Here is a 20,146-nt window from a genome sequence, read left to right as displayed (position 1 = left end):
GACGGCGTCGGCGTCGTTGTCGGTGACGGTCAGGAGGCTCTGGTGGCGTAAGGAATCCTGTTCCGTCAGCGGTCAGTTCATCGCTGAGTCAACCGCTGGCGGATACACCACTCAAAAGGACTTGACCAACATTGCCAACCTGGTGACCTTGTGCAACTACCACAACGGGGTTAATGAGGATGATCCGAATGCGCCACCACTGCGCGGGCGGCTTGCCCGCGAAGGCGGGACAATAGTCTGGCAACCCCCGCACACGCACTAGCCGTTAGGGCCACACAGGAGCCCAACGGCGACTTTCAGCACCCCAAAACAAACCCAGCCCGCTTAGTCCAGGTTATGCGGGCTAATAGTCCGCATCCCCACATGTCCCTGAACACCGAAACTCCGCCAGCCCCCCAAGAAGAGAAGCTGACGGAGTTCTAGGCGCGGTGCCAAAAACTAGGCACCTATGCAACGAAAGTGCTTAGGCGGTGTAATCCTTCACCACGGAACCGTCGACGGGGATGCCGGGGCCGGAGGTGGTGGCGATGGTGGCCTTCTTGACGTAGATGCCCTTCGAAGAGGAGGGCTTCAGGCGCTGGATTTCATCCATGAGAGCGCCGTAGTTCTCGGCGAGCTTCTCAGCGTCGAAAGAAGCCTTACCAATGATGGCGTGCAGGTTGGAAGCCTTGTCCACGCGGAAGGAGATCTTGCCGCCCTTAACCTCGGTGACAGCCTTGGTGACGTCCGGGGTCACGGTGCCGGTCTTCGGGTTAGGCATCAGACCACGCGGGCCCAGCACGCGAGCAACGCGGCCGACCTTAGCCATCTGATCCGGGGTGGCGATAGCAACGTCGAAGTCGATGTTGCCCTCATTGATAGCCTCGATGAGTTCCTGGGTGCCCACGATGTCGGCGCCAGCAGCCTTAGCCTGCTCAGCCTTGTCGCCCTCGGCGAAGACTGCCACGCGGACGTTCTTGCCGGTGCCGTTAGGCAGGGAAACGGTGCCGCGGACCAGCTGGTCAGCCTTGCGGGGATCGACGCCGAGGCGGAAGACAGCTTCCACGGTGGCGTCGTAGTTCTTGGAGGAGGTCTCCTTGGCCAGCTTGACAGCCTCGTAAGGCTTGTACAGGCGGGACTTGTCAATCAGTTCAGCGGCGGCCTTGTAGGCCTTAGAGTTGGTGCTCATTTAGCAATTCCTTTACTCGGATTGGCGTGGTTTGAGCGGGCCGAAGCTGGCCCTACCACATGCAATTATTGTTATTTCGCCTTACTTGGCGGGGATTCCGTCCACGGTGATGCCCATGGAGCGAGCGGTACCGGCGATGATGCGTGCACCATTGTCGATGTCGCGAGCGTTGAGGTCCTCGAACTTGGTCTGTGCAATCTCCTTGCACTGATCCCAGGTCACGGAGCCAACCTTCTCGGTGTGGGGAACGCCGGAACCCTTCTTGATGCCAGCGGCCTTAAGCAGGAGCTTGGCTGCAGGCGGGGTCTTTAGCTTGAAATCAAAGGAGCGATCCTCGTAGACCGTGATCTCAACCGGGACAACGCTGCCGCGCTGGCTCTCGGTGGCGGCGTTGTAGGCCTTGCAGAACTCCATGATGTTGACGCCATGGGCACCCAGTGCCGGGCCAACCGGTGGAGCCGGGTTAGCAGCGCCAGCCTCGATCTGCAGCTTGATGAAGCCAGTTACCTTCTTCTTCGGAGCCATCGAATTACCTCAATTCCTGTGGTACCAAGGACGCCACCACGATGAATAATGACGCCTTGTCCGGATGCTCGCCTTATGCGGGCCACCGGGGGTGTGAAAATCTAAGTTACTGTGCGCATAAAAAAGACGCACGATGTTCCATGGTAGAACACCGTGCGCCCGAGGCAAAATCTGCCCTCAGCTGGCACTAGGGCGGCAGCCCTGCCGCCCTAGCAACGCAGCTATTAAGAAATGCGCTCGATCTCAGTGGGCGAAAGCTCGACGGGAGTCTCGCGGCCAAAGATGGAGACCAGACCTTGCATCTTGCCTGTCTCAGCATCAATCTCGGAGATGGTGGCAGAGACGGAAGCCAAGGGGCCGGACAAGATGGTGACGGCCTCGCCGACCTCGAAGTCGTGCGCATAAGTCTTGGCCACCTCCTTCTCCGGCATAGCGATAGCATGCTCACCAGCGGCCTGGTTCTGGGCGGCCTCGCCGGCAGAGATGGTGTCATTGGCCATGAGGAACTTTGCCACGTCCCGAATCTTGACCGGGGTGGCGTTGCCTTCATTACCAACGAAGGAGGTAACGCCAGGAGTATCGCGCACAACGGACCAAGCGGCGTCGTTAAGCTCCATGCGGACCAAGACATAACCGGGAAGAAGCTTCTTCTTGACGATCTTCTTCTTGCCGTCCTTGCTCTCCTGCACCTGCTCGACGGGGACAACGACGTCGAAGATGGAATCCTCGACCTCGAGGGTCTGCGCACGCATGTCGAGGTTGGTCTTCACTTTGTTCTCGTAGCCGGAGTAGCACTGGATGATGTACCACTTGCCGGGCTGCTTCTTCAGCTCGCGAGTGAACTCACGCAGGCGACGGCGGTACTCGCCATCCTCATCAGATTCAGTGGTCTCAGCTACCTGAGCGTCTGTATTCTCGGCATCCGCGCTCTCATTTTCCGAAACGGGCTCTGCCCCTCCGAGAGCCTGCTCGGCTGCAGCGGTGGCCGCAGCAGCATCCTCAGTGCTCTCTGCTGCGGGTGCCTCTGGGGCTGCGGGAGCCTGTGCCTCATCCGCGGTAGTGGCCGCGTCCGTCAAAGACGGGTCAGTGGTCTCTACGGTCTCGACATTGTTTTCGTCGCTCATGATGTACTCCATCTCATCTCTTGCAGGCCTGCCTGCATTAACTGCGCTCTAGCCTACCTGCCCTAAGTTTGGGCAAAAAGTATCCCGCCGTTTCCTTAAGGAAATCAGCGGGATAAAAGCTTATGTACTACACCCTACTAAGGAGTGAGGACCTGCTCAACTCCGAGGCCGGTGAGGGTGTCTACGCCCCAGACCAAAGCGGTGAGCACGATAAGGAAAGCAAAAGTGATCAGTGTGTACTGAACCATTTCCTTGGAAGTGGGCCAGACCACCTTTTTAATCTCGGAAACCACTTGGCCTGGGAAACCAACTACGGTTCCGGCCGGGCCACCTTCAGACTTATCCTCAGCCCGAGGACCCTGCTTTGCAGAGTAGCTCTGAGTGGTGGTTGTTGCTGCACCAGAAAGTTGACGCTTACCGGTCGGGCGCGGGGCCCCCGACTTTTCCGGCTGCTGATCATCATTCACAGCTAACTCCTCCTTGAAGAATTTGGCAGGGGCGACAGGACTCGAACCTGCAACCTACGGTTTTGGAGACCGTTGCGCTACCAATTGCGCCACGCCCCTAAGCTTGCCACCTTAAAAAGACGGCAGGCTCAACCCTACCAGACCGACAATTTCAGAATGAAACAGCCAACCCAAAGGGCGGAGTTTGGTAATAAAAAAGCACCCGCAACACGGGCGCTTTTCTTTCCCGGTAGCGATGGCGAGAATTGAACTCGCGACACAGCGATTATGAGTCGCTTGCTCTACCACTGAGCTACACCGCCATATCGCTCAAGCCAGCGGCCATAATGGCCGGAGACGTGAACAGAGCCCCCTGACAGAATCGAACTGTCGACCTTTTCCTTACCATGGAAACGCTCTACCGACTGAGCTAAGGGGGCACAGCCTCTTTAGAGTTGCGGCTTTAACCGCTGTGCTCTCGTTGAAGCCTTGAAAATACTAACCCGATTCTGCTTAAGAGCACAAATCACGAGGTCATCACGGCAATATCCACTCAAGAAGTGAGGTTTAAAGGAGAATGAAGGACCACGTTGGGAGCTAAGGCGCAGCAATGATCCAAGAAACCCCCACGGTCGAAACCGTGGGGGTTTTCTGTGCCAGGTAGAAGATTCGAACTTCTGAAGGCAATGCCGGCGGATTTACAGTCCGCTCCCTTTGGCCGCTCGGGCAACCTGGCAGGCACTTCTTGGTGCGAGTAAGTACTTTACTATGCAGCCGGGGGCTAAGTGCAAATCGGCTGGTTAGCCCACTCGGCTGACCGTAAAATCAGCCAGCTGACGCAGGGCCTGGCTGGCTGGAATCTCGGGGAGAACTGAGAGCTGTTCCTCAACGACGCGCAAGTAGGCGTGGACATCCGCCATCGCCTTATCGCGCCCGCCAGACTGACGCAGCAACTCTATAGCGCGCTCGACATCATCGTCCGTGTCGAGGGAGCCAGTCAAGAGCTCGCGCAGGCCGTCGCCCACGGCTCCTTCTTCTTCCAAGGCATATAGCACTGGGAGCGTGAATACGCCCTCCCGCAAGTCTGTTCCTGGGGTTTTTCCAGAATGCCTCGGGTCACCGAAGATATCGATGATGTCATCGACGATTTGGAAGATCATGCCCACAGCGCCGCCAATTTGACGCAGCGCGGCGGCGTGTTCCGGGCTAGCGCCGGAATGATAGGCACCTAAGTACCCGGCTGAGGCGATGAGCACAGCCGTCTTCTCCCGGATGACCGCCGTGTAGTGGTCGATGGGATTGGCCTCACCAACGCCGATGGTCTCCCGCATCTGTCCTGTGACGAGCTCTTCGAAAGTATCCGCAAAGTGCGCCACCGTATGGGTATCAAGCTGGCTCATCAAACGTGAGGCGTGAGCCAGCAGGGCGTCTCCGGCGAGAATGGCCACGGAGTTGCTCCAGCGGGAATTGGCCGATTCGACGCCGCGGCGACGGTCTGCCTCATCCATAACGTCATCGTGATAAAGGGTAGCCACGTGAACCATTTCGACCACGGTGGCGGCTTTAATCACACGGGAGCCTTGTGGATGAGAGCCATATTCCGAGGCCAGAAGCGCCATCATGGGGCGGAAGCGTTTTCCGCCCGCAGCTGAGAGGTGGCTGACTTTTTCTTTCAAAAAGTCCTGCCCGCGGTCTATTTCTGATTGCAGCAATTGCTCTACTGCAGCCATGCCAGCGTTCACGCGCTCGCTTAGCCGCGGATCCCCCAGGTCCACGTTAGTGGCGTGAGTTTGGCCGTTGGTCATTAAAAGCGTTCCCTTTGACTCAAAAATGCGAGTGATAGTCGATTACTTACCGTAGCCGAAACCACGGACCTAAACACACTCGACGTATCTGTACCGTGTAATGATAGTCCTTATGCCGGAGCAGATCGATAACCCATCCACCTTCGACGTCGCTATCATCGGCGCCGGGCCGGCGGGCGCGGCCGCGGCCATCCATGCCGCGCGAGCAGGCTACGAGACACTGCTTGTCGACGGCGCACGTTTCCCCCGCGACAAAACCTGCGGGGATGGCCTCACCCCCCGCGCGATGCATCAGCTCGAGAAGCTGGACCTCGACGTCAACCCCAAATACCGCAGCCTGGGGCTAAAGCTCCACGGCTTTGGCGGTTCTGTCACCGCCCCGTGGCCGCAGACCTATCCAGTGCAGACTGGTACAGCCTTGCCACGGCTGCACTTTGACAACCTCGTTGTCGATGCCGCGCGTCAGGCCGGAGCCACGCTCTGGACGGGCACGCCCGCCACTGCGCCCGAGTTAAGCGGCAACCGCATCGTGAGTTTCCGCGTCGGCGAGGCCGAGGTCCGCGCGAGGTGGATCATCGTGGCTGATGGCGTCCGTTCGACCTTCAGCAAGCAGCTGGGTCGCACCTGGCAAAAGGACGAGGTCTATGGCATCGCAGCTCGCAGCTACGCCACCTCCCCACACGCGGGTGAGCCCTGGCTGCACTCCCACGTTGAGTTGCAGGATGAGAAGGGCACAGTACAGCCGGGCTATGGCTGGATTTTTCCCTTGGGCGAGGAGCTTGGCCAGGTCAATATCGGCCTCGGGGCTTTGTCTACCGCACGCCGCCCCGCCAAGATAAACACCAAGAAGCTCCTGGAGCACTATGCCGAGCAACAGCGTCCTGAGTGGAAACTGGGGCCAATCGAGCATGTGGCCTCCGCCCTGCTGCCCATGGGAGGGGCGGTCACTAACGTCGCCGGCGCCAACTGGATGCTCATCGGGGACGCCGCGGCCTGCGTCAACCCGCTCAACGGCGAGGGCATCGACTACGGCCTTGAGACAGCTGCTCTCGCCGTAGAGTTACTCGGCCCCAAAGATTTCACTCTGGCCTGGCCTGACATACTGCGGGCACACTACGGACAGGCCTTCTTGCTGGCGCGCACGGCCGCGCGCCTTTTGACCTACCCGCAGTTCCTTCCCGTAGCCGGCCCACTGGCGCTGCGAGGTCCGGTGGGAAGAATCCTCATGCCCGCAGCCGCGCGCCTGATGGGGAACCTGGTGACTGAGGAAGACCGCGATCTCATCGCGCGTGCGTGGCGAATGGCCGGCGGTACAGTAGGTCGCCTGCGCTCCCATAGCCCCCTGTGGAGCACCGACTAGGCAGGCTTTATCGCCGAGTGCAGCGCCACGATCCCCAAGGTGAGGTTCTGCCAGCCAGCACCGCTCCACCCGTTACGGTTGATAGCAGCTGCTAGCTCTTCCTGCTCGGGCCAGGCCCTGATGGATTCCGCGAGGTAGATATAAGCCTCGGGGTTGGAGGAGACGAGCTTGGCCACCGGCGGAAGGAGCCGGGTGAGATACTCCTTGTATAGGGTTCCGAAGACTGGGACCACGGGCTTGGAAAACTCCGCCACGGCAAGCCTTCCGCCTGGTTTGGTAACCCGGGCCATCTCGCGCAATCCGAGCTCGAAGTCCTGAATATTGCGCAGGCCATAAGAAATGGTCACCGCGTCGAAGCTATTATCCGCAAAGGGAAGGTTCATCCCGTCCCCAGCCACCTTGGGAACATCACGCTCCGCGCCTGCGGCCAGCATGCCCTGCGAGAAGTCACAGGCCACGCACCACGCTCCGGACTTGGATAGCTCAACGGTAGACACCGCAGTTCCGGCCGCCAGATCGAGCACCTTCTCCCCCGGCTTTAGCCCCAAGCGCTCGCGGGTCATTCTGCGCCACCGACGGTCTTGGCCGAAGGAGAGCACGGTGTTTGTAATGTCGTACTTTGCCCCGACGGCGTCGAACATACGCGCAACATCGAATGGTTTCTTATCTAGATCAGCCTTAGACACAAGTAACTAGCTTATGCCACGCGGGCGCCCAAGGCACGCGCCGCCCACCGTGGGAGTTCGGGGTGCTGGCCCAGAATTGTCAGGGGCACGCGATTGGCCTCCTCCACAACCTCACGGTAATAGCCCATGAGCTGTTGACATAGCGCGTCCCACGTCTTGTCAAAAATGGAGGCGCGCGCGTTGATGCACAGCTCACGGTAGATCTCTGGGTCTAGGATTGCGTCCACTGCAAAGGGAAGATCCTCAACGAAGGTATCGACATCGAGTAAGAGCCCGTTGTGACCCTCCTCGATGAGGTCAATCGGGCCACCTGCCCGCGGGCCAATGGTGGGCACTCCTGAGGCCTGTGCCTCTTGGATGGCTTGGCAGAAAGTCTCAAACTCTCCGGCGTGGACGAATACGTCAAGGCTGGCATAGGCCTGCGCCAGTTCCTCTCCGCCGAGCGCGCCCACGAAGATGGCATCGGGCAGCTGCGCCTCCAGCAAGGGGCGCTCAGGGCCATCCCCGACGATGACCAGCTGCAGATCATCGCGGCCATTGAGCCCGCTGAGGCGGTGTACTCCCTTCTCCGCAGCCAAACGGCCAACGAAGCCGATGATCTTCTTCTTTCCAGTGGGATCCCAGCTCAGACGCAGCGCCTCCGAGCGCTTGGCGGGTTGGAAGCGCTGGGCATCCACCCCGCGGCCCCAGTGACGAACGTTCTTGATGCGGTGATCCTCAAGACTGTGGATGGTCATTGAGGAGGGAGCCAAGGTCATCTGGCAGGAGTTGTGGATAGTACGCATCCACTCCCATGCCCCATAGGCTAGGGCGGATAGGTGGTACTTGGTGGCAAAGCCAGCGATGTCGGTTTGATAGACGGCGACACAGGGAATGCGCAATTGTCTCGCGGCGAAAGCGCCGGCCGCGCCCAGGACGAAGGGGCTGGCCAGGTGAATTATGTCCGGCTTAAACTCCCGCAGGGCCTCATCTACGGCAAGGGTGGGCACCCCCACCGGCAGCGAATCGATGAGGGGAACCTTGACGGTGGGCACGCGCACGATGGGAAAGCCCAAATAGTCCGGGACCTCTTCTTGGTTCTCCCGCGCACCGGGTGCGATGACTATGGCCCCCTGCCCGGTACGGTACAGATGCTCCAGAATCCGCAGAACAGAATTGGAGACACCGTTGACGTTGGGGAGAAAAGACTCGGCCACAATCGCTACTCGCATACGTTCCATCATCTCCCAACCATGGCCACAAGGCGGTAACGCCTATGAAAAATCTCGGTTAACTTCCTGACTCCGCGCGGCGGGTGATGGCTCCCACAGACCACCACAGGGCGGCGGCTATCAAAGTCGATACTACCGCCGAAGATAAGGCGGGGATGATGGATAGAGTCCATTCCCTGCCCTCGACCTTCACTAGATCGGGGTTATCAAAGGCATAGTTGACCCACACCTGCTGCCCCTCACCCAAGCCGGTGGGATAGAGAAGTCCCGTGGGTGGCGAGTGATAGATTCCATCGGCGTCTTGGAAGTCCGCCGTGGTGCGCAGCCAGCCCACGTCACTGACGGTTGCCAACGCGCGCCCCATATTGGACTCGATGGCGCGGTCATTGAGCCAAGAGCCAATCATCATCCCAGCGCAACCCACCAACACCGCCATATAAAGAGCCAGGATCACCTGATAAAGGCGCCGACGATAGACGGCCGGGGTATAACGCGGCATGTCCACCGCCTGCGGATGCTCCCTCGCCGACACGAGACTAACTTCCCACCTTGGCCGCTAGAGCGGCGTTGAGCTTCCTGCGCGTGGCGCGGGTGGTGTGCGCCTCCACGATAGTGATTCCTGCCGAGAACTCCTTGACCTCGGCGAGAATATCGAGCAACTCCTGGGTATTATTGGCCTCGCGGTAGTCGGCGCCATAAGACTGGGCCAACGCAGATATATCCGCATCATGCGGAGTGCCAAAGGCCTTGTCAAAGGAGGGCCGCAGAGCCTGCGCACCCTGCTCCAAGACCTCGAAAATCCCGCCACCGTTATCGTTGGCCACGACGATGGTGAGGTTTTCCGGCCGCGGATTATCCTCCGGGATGAGCAGCGATGAAGCATCGTAGACAAAGGTGACATCCCCGATGAGGGCAACGACCCGCGGCGCCCTCCACTCCGCCGCCTCGCGGGACTGGGTGGCAAGGGCCACCCCGATGGATTGGGCAACTGTGCCGTCGATGCCGGCGGCTCCGCGCGGCGAGTAGGTCTCTACGCCATCAAAGGGCAGGCCAATGAGCGAGGCATCGCGCACAGGATTAGAAGCGCCCAAGACCAGGGTGTCCTCCACCGCCAGGGTGTCTCCCACCGCGGCGGCCACGTGAAGACCGGTGAATCCTAGCTCCGGATCCTCCAGGGTCTCACGCACCGCATCTGCGGCCATGCGCGAGGCGCCCTGGCACACTTCGATCCATTCCCTGCTTGGCTCGCCCGTCGTGGCCACGGTGGTACCCAGCCGCGCGTTGTCGCCGCGCGGGTTGGTGAAGTCAGCGGTGCGAGAAAGCACAACCAGCTCGATATCAGGATCGCTGATTAAGGCCAGCACCCCGCGGTGCATGGTGGGATGGCCCACCACGATGACCTGCTGCGCCTTGGTGTTGACCACGTAATTATTGGCGGAGACCTGCTCAGTACGGAAGATGTGCGCCGCCGCTGGGTGCACCGGCAGATAGGGAGCGGGCGCAGTGGGCTCGGCGATGGTGGGCACGTCCTCCAAGCCGGGGACTTCCCAGGCCTCGTCACCGGCAATCACCAGCGTGTTCTTGGAAAGATCGACGGCTACCTGCCCGTGATTTACCCAGGCAGGAGTCGGCGCTTTGCGCAGGGTGCGATCGCTCGGGGTACTCGGAAGCTCCTCGTCGACCAAGGGGAGATCGAAGGCCACGTTGATGTGCACGGCGTTATCGGTGCAGAAGCGTTGCCCGATGAGCGCGACGTCCTCTGCCTGACTGATGTGGGTGGTCTGTGCAAAGACACCGAAGATCCCTTGCTGCTCAATGGTCTGGGAAGCACCCGTCCCCTGCAGCCTTTCCGGACGGTCGGCGCTGATGACGGCCAAGGGGGTGTGCGAATAGGAGGCCTCGACCATGGCCGGAAGCGTGTTGGCCACCGCCGTGCCAGAGGTGACTACTACGCCGACGTGGCGGCGCTGCACACGGGACATGCCCAGCGCGCAAAAAGCAGCGGAGCGTTCATCGATCCGCGAATGGACGCGGATGTCGGTGCGTGCCAGAAGGGCAAGGGACAACGGGGCATTACGCGATCCCGGGCAAATGATGACGTCTGTGAGGTGGCGCGCCAACTGGGCAGCCACCAATTCGGCCAGCTTCAGGGATTGACTCATGCCGACCCATCTTACTGAGGCCACTGGGGCTCTGGTGCTATTGCCCGCCGCCTGTGTTTTCAGAGCCAAAGAGATCATTGAGCAGGCCCTCGATCTCATCTCCGCCGGAATCAACGCGGTCCCTCAGCTCGCTGGGAAGCTCGCTCGGCAACTCCGAAGGCAGCTCGGAGGGGAAAGCCGGCGCTTCTTCGGTGTGAGTCTCCGTCACCGTGGTGGGCACCTGGGTGGTCATGGTCTGAGTAACCGGCGACGGCGCGGGCTTATCCGCATCTGCCGCCGCGTTGCGCCACAGGAAGAACAGGGCTCCCGCTGCGACGACTGCCACCGCCGCAATCGCGGCAAATACGCCAGCCAAGCCCGCGCCGCCCCCGCTCTTCTTTTTCTTTCCCGGCGTGGATTCGAATTCTCCCGGTTCCTGCTCGTAGCCAGGCTGGGCATATCCCTGCTGCGAATAGCCCTGCTGCGGATACCCGGCCTGCGGCTCTGGGGCGTAGCGCTGCTCGCCAGGGCCGGGGAAGTACTGGCGGGGGCGCTGCTCGTCTGCCCCGGAGTGACTCGGATTGGTATCAGAACTGGAACGCGAAGATGCCGGTCCAGCACCAAATACGCGAGTCTCGTCGCCCCCGAAGCCTCCGCCGGTCACTGGACCGATCTGACGGGTCTCATCATCGGAATAACCGCCGGAGTTGCCCCAAGTGTTCTTCTCGTCATCGCCGTAGCCGTTTTTAGTCATGCTCTTAGAAATACCCTAAACACCTTGGATCATGCACCCGGAAACCTAAAAAGAGATCACATGCGGCGAGCCAGGGCGCGCCCCGTGGGGGTATCGAGCGTGGCAATCTGCGCCGGAGTTCCTTCCGCGATGATGCGCCCACCGGCGGCGCCTGCCCCCGGGCCCATCTCTAACACGCGGTCCGCGGTGGAGATCATGTCCAGATCGTGTTCGACCACGATAACGGTGTTGCCAGACTCCAACAGACTATGTAGTTCGGCGTTGAGAACCGCGCTATCGGCCGGGTGCAGGCCCGAGGTGGGCTCGTCAAGGAGATATAGAGTGTGCCCACGCCGCGAGGTACGCGAGCGTTGCAGTTCGGTGGCAAGTTTAATGCGCTGGGCCTCCCCACCTGACAGCTCCGGGGCACCCTGACCTAAGCGCAAATATCCCAGGCCAACGGCCTGCAGCGTCTCTAGGGAACGAGAAACCGCCGGCTCCGCTGCGAATACTTCTGCTGCCTCATCCACGGTGAGGTCAAGAATGCGGTCTATGGAATACCCCTGCCAGGTCACCTCGAGCGTCTCCGGGTTATAGCGCTTGCCGTCGCAATCCGGGCAGCGCGTATAGGCACCGGGCAGGAACACCAGCTCGACCTCGATCTTGCCTGCGCCGCCGCAGGTAGGGCACTGCCCCTGCTTGACGTTATAGGAGAATCGAGAGACGCCCCACTTGCGGCGCCGCGCTTCGTCGGTGTGGGCGAAGAGCTTGCGCACGCCGTCGAAAAGCCCTGTGTAGGTGGCCAATGTGGAGCGCGGGGTCCGCCCAATGGGTTTCTGCGTAATCTGCACCAGCCGCGAGATATGCTCCAGTCCCTCCTGCTTGGCGACGCCCCATCCACCATCCTTGTTACTGCTCTCACCATGCTCGCGCACCAGGCCCGCGAGCACGGTGGAGACAAGCGTGGACTTACCCGAGCCGGAAAGCCCCGTCACTGCAGTGAACTGACCGAGGCCGAAGTCGACGTCGAGGCCTTCGATGCTGCGGCATTCCACCCCGCGCAGGCGCAGCGTGTGGGTGGCGGCAGTGGGCTGCGCCTTGGGGTGCAGCGTGCGGTGCAGCAGAGCCTTCCGCGTCGGGCTGTCAGTGTCGCCGGGTTTCTCAGCCAGGTACTCAGACACGGGCCCGGAGTAGAGGATCTCTCCCCCACGCTCGCCGGCGAGCGGACCTACATCAACAATCCAATCGGCGCGCGCCACCAGATCCATGTCGTGCTCGACCAGCAGAACGGAGTTGCCGCCCGCGATGAAATCGCGGCACAGGTCCACTACTGCGAAGCGCTCCTCCGGGTGGAGTCCTGCCGAGGGCTCGTCAAGGACATAGGTAACCCCGAAAAGACCGGAGCGCAGTTGCGCCGCCAGCCGGATGCGCTGCAATTCTCCCGCGGATAGGGAACTCGTGGGGCGGTCCAGGCTCAAGTGCCCCAGCCCTAAGTCCACGGCCGAGCGCAGGGCCGGGATAACCTGCTTGAGCAGCAGTGCCTCCGCGCTATTATCCTGCGGGCGTGGGCCTTGCACCAGCGCCAGTGCGCGTTCAAGGGACAGGGCATTGAAGGCGTCGATTGGCATGCCCAAATACGTCACCTTTAGCGCCGCCGGATTGAGCCTGCGACCGTGGCAGACCGGGCACTCGTGGGTCTCTAAAAATTGGAGCGTGCGCCGACGCAGAGTATCCGAGTTCGTCTCCGCGAGAGTCTTGGTCAGATAGCTCGCCACCGAACGCCACGTGCCCTTATAGTTGCGCTGAATCTGGTCCGCGCCGCGATGCGGCTTGACGGTGACCACTGGGCGCTCATCGGTGAAAAGAATCCATTCGCGCTGCTTGGCCGGCAAATCCTTCCACGGAACCTGCAAATCGTAGCCCAAAGCCTGCAGGATATCGTGGAAGTTCTTCCCCGCCCAGGCCCCCGGCCAGGCGGCGATTGCGCCCTCGTCGATACTCAGCTGTGGATCGGGCACCATCGAGGATTCCGTGGGGATGTGCACGACTCCTGTGCCCTGGCAGCGCGGGCACATTCCCTCCGGCGTATTGGGAGAAAAGCAGTCCGAGTCCAGCCCTTGGGGGTTGTCCCCGGCGCGCGAAAAGAGCAGCCGCACGGAGTTCGATATGGCAGAGACGGTTCCCACGGTCGAGCGCGCCCCGCCTGCCGACGCCGTCTGTTGCAGCGCCACCGTGGGCGGCAAGCCGGCAATGCCACCTACCTGCGGGTCCACGGCGGAGCCGATGAGGCGACGCGCAAAAGGCGCCACCGATTCTAGGTAGCGACGCTGGCCCTCCCCGTGGATGGTTCCAAAGGCCAGGGAGGACTTCCCCGAGCCCGAAACCCCGGTCACGGCAACCAGGCGCCCCCGCGGCATGGCAACGTCAACGTGGCGCAGGTTATGCAGGTGGGCATCGTGGACTTTGATCATGCCGGATTCAGTCATGTTCCCCACCGTAGTATCAGGCGCTATCCTCGTGAGTCTTCGCGGGCTTCGAGCACATCCCAGCACTCGCGCACGCGCTCAAGCCACCAGTCCCGGCGCGCGGCAGGGGCTGCCAACGCTGATAGGCGTGCGGGATCAGGCGCCAGAATCTCTAGCGGGAGGTGCCCGTCGACGATCTGGCGCGGGGCGGTGACGTCCTCGAGAAAGAGCGAGCCCGTGGCCAGGCCGGCGGCAGCCGGGGTGACGTCGATATCTTCGTCATCGTAGATCTTCGGCAGCGCGCCAACGGTGGCCAGCCCCATGCCGATTCCAATGGAGGTATCCAGCGCCGAAGCCACCGTGATGTCCATGTGGCGCTCGCGCAGGTGCTGCGCTAGGTCTAGGACACGGCGCACTCCGCCCAAAGGCGCGGGCTTGAGTACCGCAACATCCGCCGCCTTAAGCTGCGCCACGCGGTAGGGATCACTTACCTTGCGAATGGACTCATCCGCCGCGACGCGCACAAAGAGCCCGGCGCGCATGAGCTGCTGGCGCACCTGCGCCAACTCCTCCACCGTGGCGCAAGGCTGCTCCAGGTAGTCCAGGGGCATCAAGGCCTTGGCTGCGGCAACAGCCTCCTCAACGCTCCAGCCGCCATTAGCATCGACGCGCAGCACCGGCACCTTGCCGCTGGCCGCGACGTATTCGCGCACGGCATCGACGCGCGCGACATCCTCTGCCAAGCTTTGCCCCGGCTCCGCCACCTTGATCTTGAAGGTGCGGCAACCCGGATAGCGCTGCATGACGTCGACGACCTCACTGGCAGGAACTGCCGGGATGGTGCCATTGACCTCGATGGAATCACGTACCGGCTCCGGAAAGCCCTCTACTGCAGCCTCCAGCCCCGCAGCCAACCACGGCGCGGATTCCTTGGCCCCGTACTCCAGGAAGGGGGAGAACTCGCCCCATCCGGCCGGGCCTTCGATAAGCAGCGCCTCGCGGGTGGTGATCCCGCGGAACTTCACCGCCAGCGGCAAAGCAACAACGTGGGAGCGCTCCAGTACTTCTTCTAGATTCATGAGGGCTAGCTTAATGCTTATGCTCCTCCGCAACCCGCGGCGGGTACTACTGTATTAACCCATGAGCGAACACCAGAAGTACAGCACTGCTAACCCGTTCCGCCCCAAGTTGTGGAACGCCGTTCCCGGCTTCGAGGATCTCACGGACATTACCTACCACCGCCTGACGGAACCGGGCCGCGCCGGCGGTATCGTGCGCATCGCCTTCGATCGCCCCGAGGTGCGCAATGCCTTCCGCCCACACACCGTCGACGAGCTCTACCGCGTCCTCGACCACGCCCGCCGCACCCCCGACGTGGGAACGGTGCTGCTGACCGGCAACGGCCCCTCTGCAAAGGACGGCGGCTGGGCCTTTTGCTCCGGCGGGGATCAACGCATCCGCGGCCGCTCCGGCTACCGCTATGCCACCTCGCATGCCCACGATGATGCGGTGGCCGATGAGAGCACCGTCGATGCCGCCCGCGAGAAAGTGGAGGGTGGGCGCCTGCACATCCTCGAGGTCCAGCGCCTCATCCGCACCATGCCCAAGATCGTCATCGCCGTGGTCAATGGCTGGGCTGCCGGCGGCGGGCACTCCCTGCACGTGGTCTGCGATCTCACCATCGCCTCACGTCAAGAGGCCCGCTTCAAGCAGACCGACGCCGACGTTGGCTCCTTCGACGCCGGCTATGGCTCCGCCTATCTCGCCAAGATGGTGGGTCAGAAATACGCCCGCGAGATCTTCTTCCTCGGCCGCACCTACAACGCCGAGCGCATGCAGCAGATGGGCGCAGTCAACGAGGTTGTCGATCACGGCGACCTCGAGGACGCCGCTATACAGATGGGAAGGGAAATCAACACCAAGTCCCCCACCGCCCAGCGCATGCTCAAGTTCGCTTTCAACCTCACCGACGACGGCCTCATGGGCCAGCAAGTCTTCGCCGGCGAGGCCACCCGCCTGGCCTATATGACCGACGAAGCAGTCGAGGGCAAAGAGGCCTTCCTGGAAAAGCGCGCGCCCAACTGGGACGAGTTTCCTTACTACTACTAGGTTTGCTCCCCGCGTATTCTGCCGGCGTGGCGTAGTATCTGCAGTCCATGATGTACTTTGCCTGGATTCTCGCCATACTGGCGATTACTGCGGTGCTTGTGCTGCGCGTCTGGATGCTGCGGCGTATCCGCGATGCGGCGAAGAAGAACGAGCGTCCCTTCGACTATGAGGACGATGACCGCGATCCTTATGGCCGGTAGCTAAAATGTCTCGGGTGAGTCATATCCTTGCCCCCTTGCCCGTTAATCCCCACGATCCGGCCGCAATCTTGCCCGATTTGGAGGCGGCCATTGCCGGTCAGACGTCGGTGCTGCCGCTGCCCCAAGGTGATATCACGCGCTCGACCGTGCTGCGCAATACGCAGCGCGCGGGTGAGCCCATCGATGATGCGATAGCGCTGGTGGTTGCCACCTCCGGTTCCACGGGTACGCCGAAGGGCGCGCAGCTCAGCCCGCTTAACGTGGTGGCCAGCGCCGATGCCACCCACCAGGCGCTGGGTGGGCCGGGTCAGTGGCTTTTGGCCATGCCTGGTCACCACATCGCAGGCATCCAGGTGCTCATCCGCTCCCTTGTGGCCGGGGTCGATCCCCTGTGCTTGGACCTCAGCGCAGGTTTTGATGTGTCGGCCTTCGCGCGCGCCGCCCACGTGCTGGGGCGCACCGGGGACCGCGCATATACCGCGCTGACCCCGCTGCAGCTGGCGAAGGCGATGGATACATTGGAGGGAATTGAGGCGCTCGCGCTTTTCGACGCCGTACTCATCGGCGGCGCCCCTCTCAACCCACAGCTGCGCGTAAGCGCGGAGAAGCTCGGCATCACACTCCGCGCGACCTACGGCGCCTCCGAGACCGCGGGCGGGTGCGTCTACGACGGCATGGCGCTGCCAGGTACCCGGGTTCGCGTCGTCGACGGGCGCATTCGCCTGGGCGGGCCCACCATCGCCCACGGTTACCGTAATCTGCCCGGCCACGCAGCCTTTTCCGAACCCGGCTGGTTCATCACCTCCGATGGAGGATTCATTGAGAACGGGCACCTTAACGTGACGGGCCGTTTGGATAATGTCATCGACTCCGGCGGGTTGAAGCTGCACCCCGAGGTGCTGGAGAAGGAACTGCTCATGGTGCCGGGCGTGGCTGAGGCCTGCGTGGTCGGCGTGCCACACCCGCGGCTGGGGCAGGCCATCGTGGCCGCCTATACCGGCGCCGCCTCCTTGATGGACATCCTGGTCGCCCTCGAAGATGCAGAGGTGCCGCGCTGGCAGGTACCGAAGGACTTAAAGCGGGTGGAGGAGCTGCCGTTGACCGGCCCGGGCAAGATCGATCGCCGCGCCGTACGCGAGCTTTTTAGCGCTGCCAGTTCTTAGGTCTTGATCTTCAGTCTTCAGCCTTCTCCCGCACCGCGATATCGCCGGCGGCTGACAGGCCGATGGAGAACTCAGCGCCGCCTTTGTCAGCACCGCCGTTGATGGATACTTCCAAAAGACCGGCCACGGGGGCGGAGACTATCTGCAGCTCCACGCCAGGGCGCACGCCCTTCGAGTCGAGGTAGCGCAGGAACTCCGGATCGGAATCGTTGACCTGCTCCATGATGACGGGGATGCCCGGCGCGACATCGCCAAGCAGGAGGCGAGAGAGCGGCTCCGAGCTACCATCGGCCCCCGGGATGGGGTCCCCGTGGGGATCGCGGGTGGGATAGCCCAAAAGCTCGTCGATCCGCGCCACGAATCTATCTGAGAGCGCGTGCTCGAGCATGTCTGCTTCCTCGTGGAGCTCGTCCCAGGAATAGTTGAGCGTCTGCATTAAGAAGGTCTCGAGTAGGCGGTGGCGGCGCGCCATGATGACGGCGAGGCCGCGGCCCTCCTCCGTCAGCCTCACCCCGAGGTAGCGCTCATGCTCCACTAGCCCCTTGGCCGCCAAGCGCTTAACCGCCTCGGAGGTGGTTGGCAGCTTCTGATCTGTGGCCTTGGCAAGATCACCGAGCGACATGGTGGCGCCTAGTCCATTGCGCTCTTCAAAGCCCCACAGCGTCTTCAAATAGTCCTGTGTGCGCTCGTGCAAGGTGCTCAGATCTATGGCGCTCATTGTATCTGGGCAAGGCCTGGAGAGGCTTCTTAGGCTGTGGTGACATCGTTAGCCATGCCGCTGTGGACTGGCGACAGGACACGGGGGAAAGAAAGCCGGTGCACAGGGGCGTGGCACAATAGCTCCTATGAATCAGCCCACTCCCCCGTATTCCGCAACCGCTCAAGACTGGTTAGAAGGCGCCCGGCCCCATACCTGGGCCAACGCCTTTGCTCCGGTGGTCGCAGGTACGGGAGCGGCAGCGGCGTATGGCTCCGTGCATTGGGGGCGGGCGCTGCTTGCACTCATCGTGGCCTGGGCACTCATCATCGGCGTCAACTACGCCAACGACTACTCCGACGGGATCCGCGGAACGGACGATGATCGCACCGGCCCGCAGCGCCTCACCGGCGGGGGGCTGGCTAAACCCGCCCACGTCAAGTACGCGGCCTTTGGCTCCTTCGCCCTCGCGGGCCTGGCTGGGGTGACGCTGTCCCTGACCTCCGGCGCCTGGTGGTTTATTCTCGTTGGCGCTGTGTGCATCGCCGGAGCCTGGTTTTATACCGGCGGCAAGAACCCTTATGGGTACCGCGGCTTGGGCGAGGTCGCCGTCTTTGTATTCTTCGGTCTGGTGGCCGTGTTGGGCACCGAGTTCACCCAGGCCGGGACGCTTACTTGGACGGGTGTGGCCCTGGCGGTGGGAATCGGCGCTATGAGCTCGGCGGTCAACCTCGCTAACAATATTCGCGATATTCCCTCCGATTCTCAGGCAGGGAAACTCACCCTGGCTGTGCGCCTGGGTGATTCCCGCGCCCGCTTGTTGTTTACACTCCTGCTGCTCCTGCCCTGCCTCCTAACGCTGGGCATTGCGATAGGCGCATGGCCTGCCCTGGTGGGATTGGTCTACTTCCCGCTGGCACTCAAGTCCGTGCGTACCGTCAACCGGGGCGCACGCGGCCCAGAGCTTATCCCGGTGCTTGGCATGACGGGGCGGGCAATGCTGGCCTGGTCCGTGGTGGTTACGGCCGCGCTGTTCATCGCGGCTGGGTTGGGAATCTAGATGCTGGGAGTACTCACCGCTTTCTCCATCATCCTGGCGGTCATCTTCATTGGCTGGTTCTTAGCCGCCCGCGGCATCATCTCCTCGGACCGCGAACGCCTCGTCCTCAACAAGGTGGCTTTCTATGCCGCCACTCCGGCCCTGCTTTTTAGCTCCGTCGCGCGCTCCGACCCGGGAGTAGTGCTCTCCCCCGTCATCGTGGTCATAGTCCTATCCGCGGTCATCGTCGCCGCCATCTACGCAGCATTCTTCTGGCGCAAGGGCATCGCCGAGCTCGCCTCGGGTGCTGCGGCGGCCAGCTACTTCAACGCCGTCAACATCGGGCTTCCCGTCAGCCAGTACGTCCTGGGTGATTCGACCTATGCCATCCCGGCCGTCTTTGTGCAGATGGTCCTTTTCACGCCGCTCATCTTGGGTGCCCTTGGCGGCAAATCGCTGCTGGGAGGGATAAAGACGGGGCTTTTATCGCCGATGGTTCTCGCCTCAGCCTTAGGCTTCATAGTGGCCTGGCAGGACTGGCATATCCCCGCGCCCATCATGGAGCCCTTGGCGCTGCTCGGCGGGGCTTCGATCCCGCTTATCCTGCTCAGCTTCGGTGCCTCCCTCAAGACCGCGGGAGTGCTCTCCGACCGCAGCTCCCGGCCCGCGACCTATACAGCCACGGCGCTGAAACTCGTGGGTTTGCCCGCCGTGGCCTATGGCCTCAGCCTCGCCTTAGGGTTGAGCCCGGAACACACTTATGCGGCAGTCATTCTTTGTGCGCTGCCGACAGCGCAGCAGGTCTATAACTATGCAGCGACCTTCCAACGCGGGCAGAGCGTGGCGCGCGATACGGTCTTCATCACGACCTTCGCCTCATTGCCGGTGATGCTAGTGATTGCCTTCCTCTTCGGGCACTAGCGCCCGGCGAGCTCCGATTGGACCCAGGCCTTGTGTGCTTTGCGTTGTGCGGAGTATTCGGCCAAGGTTCCGGTGGCCTCGACGCGCCAGCGCGAGAATACAAGCATGGACAGCGGCAAGGCAACGAAGAGTGCTAGCAGCGCAGAAATGAGCACAGGGATGGGGAAACCCACCGCCATGGAGAGCAGCTGGATAACGACAGCCAGCACGATAAAGAGCAAAACGCGGGCGATGCCGTACTTCCACAGGGCAACCCGGGAGCGCCGACGCAACTGCGGATCCGGGAGCGGGGGCTCCGGGGTGTTCAAGGGGGCAGCTTCGTTGTTCATGGGACTCGATTCTACGCGGCGCCA

At 62.0% G+C, this 20,146-nt stretch carries 20 protein-coding genes, 4 tRNA genes and 1 pseudogene; 7 read left to right on the top strand and 18 right to left on the bottom strand.

The annotated features are described in order from the left end of the window. Positions 1-262, top strand: a pseudogene (locus F4V60_RS12695) (hypothetical protein); the annotation flags it as partial. Positions 263-463: 201 nt separating this feature from the next. Here the strand turns inward: F4V60_RS12695 and rplA are convergent. From rplA to F4V60_RS01875, 9 genes are all read right to left on the bottom strand, one after another. Next, entirely contained in the window at positions 464-1,168 is a 705-nt protein-coding gene (gene rplA / locus F4V60_RS01915) for a 50S ribosomal protein L1 (protein ID WP_075729081.1), read from the bottom strand. Between the two features lie 81 nt (positions 1,169-1,249). Beyond that, positions 1,250-1,693: a 50S ribosomal protein L11 gene (gene rplK / locus F4V60_RS01910; RefSeq protein ID WP_075729080.1), complete on the bottom strand. Its 444-nt coding sequence runs from the start codon at positions 1,691-1,693 to the stop codon at positions 1,250-1,252. A 224-nt stretch (positions 1,694-1,917) separates the two neighbouring features. Next, positions 1,918-2,817, bottom strand: coding sequence for a transcription termination/antitermination protein NusG (gene nusG, locus F4V60_RS01905; RefSeq protein WP_075729079.1), 900 nt, complete (start codon positions 2,815-2,817; stop codon positions 1,918-1,920). A 137-nt stretch (positions 2,818-2,954) separates the two neighbouring features. Next, a complete protein-coding gene (secE, locus tag F4V60_RS01900; protein WP_075729078.1) occupies positions 2,955-3,284 on the bottom strand; it encodes a preprotein translocase subunit SecE in 330 nt (109 codons plus the stop codon). 23 nt (positions 3,285-3,307) lie between these two features. Beyond that, positions 3,308-3,383: transfer RNA gene (locus F4V60_RS01895), tRNA-Trp, on the bottom strand. Positions 3,384-3,514: 131 nt separating this feature from the next. Then, positions 3,515-3,586 (bottom strand) — tRNA-Met (locus F4V60_RS01890). A 44-nt stretch (positions 3,587-3,630) separates the two neighbouring features. Then, positions 3,631-3,703, bottom strand: a tRNA-Thr gene (locus tag F4V60_RS01885). Positions 3,704-3,917: 214 nt separating this feature from the next. Beyond that, positions 3,918-3,999, bottom strand: a tRNA-Tyr gene (locus tag F4V60_RS01880). Positions 4,000-4,063: 64 nt separating this feature from the next. Beyond that, positions 4,064-5,068 carry a polyprenyl synthetase family protein gene (locus F4V60_RS01875; RefSeq protein ID WP_075729077.1) on the bottom strand — a complete coding sequence of 335 codons (1,005 nt, stop codon included), beginning with the start codon at positions 5,066-5,068 and terminating at the stop codon, positions 4,064-4,066. Between the two features lie 100 nt (positions 5,069-5,168). Here F4V60_RS01875 and F4V60_RS01870 point away from each other — a divergent pair, with 100 nt between their 5' ends. Beyond that, positions 5,169-6,428: a geranylgeranyl reductase family protein gene (locus F4V60_RS01870; RefSeq protein WP_075729076.1), complete on the top strand. Its 1,260-nt coding sequence runs from the start codon at positions 5,169-5,171 to the stop codon at positions 6,426-6,428. Here the strand turns inward: F4V60_RS01870 and F4V60_RS01865 are convergent. Genes F4V60_RS01865 through F4V60_RS01835 form a run of 7 tightly spaced genes read right to left on the bottom strand, consistent with a single transcriptional unit; the run spans position 6,425 to position 14,743 of the window. Continuing rightward, positions 6,425-7,114 carry a demethylmenaquinone methyltransferase gene (locus F4V60_RS01865; protein WP_075729075.1) on the bottom strand — a complete coding sequence of 230 codons (690 nt, stop codon included), beginning with the start codon at positions 7,112-7,114 and terminating at the stop codon, positions 6,425-6,427. The genes F4V60_RS01870 and F4V60_RS01865 overlap by 4 nt on opposite strands. 11 nt (positions 7,115-7,125) lie before the next feature. Further along, positions 7,126-8,325 carry a glycosyltransferase family 4 protein gene (locus F4V60_RS01860; protein ID WP_075729074.1) on the bottom strand — a complete coding sequence of 400 codons (1,200 nt, stop codon included), beginning with the start codon at positions 8,323-8,325 and terminating at the stop codon, positions 7,126-7,128. 58 nt (positions 8,326-8,383) lie between these two features. Beyond that, entirely contained in the window at positions 8,384-8,824 is a 441-nt protein-coding gene (locus F4V60_RS01855) for a DUF3592 domain-containing protein (protein ID WP_075730982.1), read from the bottom strand. A 37-nt stretch (positions 8,825-8,861) separates the two neighbouring features. After that, positions 8,862-10,487, bottom strand: a complete 1,626-nt coding sequence (gene menD / locus F4V60_RS01850) for a 2-succinyl-5-enolpyruvyl-6-hydroxy-3-cyclohexene-1-carboxylic-acid synthase (protein WP_075729073.1) — start codon at positions 10,485-10,487, stop codon at positions 8,862-8,864. A 37-nt stretch (positions 10,488-10,524) separates the two neighbouring features. Beyond that, positions 10,525-11,220 carry a hypothetical protein gene (locus tag F4V60_RS01845; protein WP_075729072.1) on the bottom strand — a complete coding sequence of 232 codons (696 nt, stop codon included), beginning with the start codon at positions 11,218-11,220 and terminating at the stop codon, positions 10,525-10,527. A 56-nt stretch (positions 11,221-11,276) separates the two neighbouring features. Continuing rightward, the gene (locus F4V60_RS01840) at positions 11,277-13,685 is read right to left on the bottom strand and encodes an ATP-binding cassette domain-containing protein (RefSeq protein ID WP_232315957.1); all 2,409 of its coding nucleotides are present in this window, start codon (positions 13,683-13,685) and stop codon (positions 11,277-11,279) included. A gap of 23 nt (positions 13,686-13,708) precedes the next feature. Next, positions 13,709-14,743, bottom strand: a complete 1,035-nt coding sequence (locus F4V60_RS01835) for an o-succinylbenzoate synthase (RefSeq protein ID WP_075729071.1) — start codon at positions 14,741-14,743, stop codon at positions 13,709-13,711. Between the two features lie 61 nt (positions 14,744-14,804). On the opposite strand from F4V60_RS01835, the gene F4V60_RS01830 reads away from it, so the two are divergent. Genes F4V60_RS01830 through menE form a run of 3 tightly spaced genes read left to right on the top strand, consistent with a single transcriptional unit; the run spans position 14,805 to position 17,136 of the window. Next, the gene (locus F4V60_RS01830; protein WP_075729070.1) at positions 14,805-15,773 is read left to right on the top strand and encodes a 1,4-dihydroxy-2-naphthoyl-CoA synthase; all 969 of its coding nucleotides are present in this window, start codon (positions 14,805-14,807) and stop codon (positions 15,771-15,773) included. A gap of 47 nt (positions 15,774-15,820) precedes the next feature. Continuing rightward, on the top strand, positions 15,821-15,973 hold the full coding sequence (locus F4V60_RS12485; RefSeq protein ID WP_170216823.1) for a hypothetical protein: 153 nt from the start codon (positions 15,821-15,823) through the stop codon (positions 15,971-15,973). Between the two features lie 5 nt (positions 15,974-15,978). After that, positions 15,979-17,136: an o-succinylbenzoate--CoA ligase gene (gene menE / locus F4V60_RS01825; protein WP_075729069.1), complete on the top strand. Its 1,158-nt coding sequence runs from the start codon at positions 15,979-15,981 to the stop codon at positions 17,134-17,136. A gap of 10 nt (positions 17,137-17,146) precedes the next feature. Here the strand turns inward: menE and F4V60_RS01820 are convergent, their stop codons facing one another. Then, entirely contained in the window at positions 17,147-17,854 is a 708-nt protein-coding gene (locus tag F4V60_RS01820) for a metal-dependent transcriptional regulator (protein ID WP_174775521.1), read from the bottom strand. A gap of 127 nt (positions 17,855-17,981) precedes the next feature. Here F4V60_RS01820 and F4V60_RS01815 point away from each other — a divergent pair, with 127 nt between their 5' ends. After that, positions 17,982-18,893, top strand: coding sequence for a 1,4-dihydroxy-2-naphthoate polyprenyltransferase (locus tag F4V60_RS01815; protein WP_075729068.1), 912 nt, complete (start codon positions 17,982-17,984; stop codon positions 18,891-18,893). Continuing rightward, on the top strand, positions 18,894-19,793 hold the full coding sequence (locus F4V60_RS01810; RefSeq protein WP_075729067.1) for an AEC family transporter: 900 nt from the start codon (positions 18,894-18,896) through the stop codon (positions 19,791-19,793). On the opposite strand, the gene F4V60_RS01805 is transcribed toward F4V60_RS01810, so the two are convergent. Continuing rightward, entirely contained in the window at positions 19,790-20,122 is a 333-nt protein-coding gene (locus F4V60_RS01805) for a DUF4229 domain-containing protein (RefSeq protein WP_075729066.1), read from the bottom strand. The genes F4V60_RS01810 and F4V60_RS01805 overlap by 4 nt on opposite strands. Positions 20,123-20,146 lie beyond the last annotated feature (24 nt).

The organism is Corynebacterium flavescens (assembly GCF_008693105.1).
Lineage (GTDB): Bacteria > Actinomycetota > Actinomycetes > Mycobacteriales > Mycobacteriaceae > Corynebacterium > Corynebacterium flavescens.
Note: the sequence above shows the minus strand (reverse complement) of the source record. Positions and strands in the feature narration are given on the sequence as shown.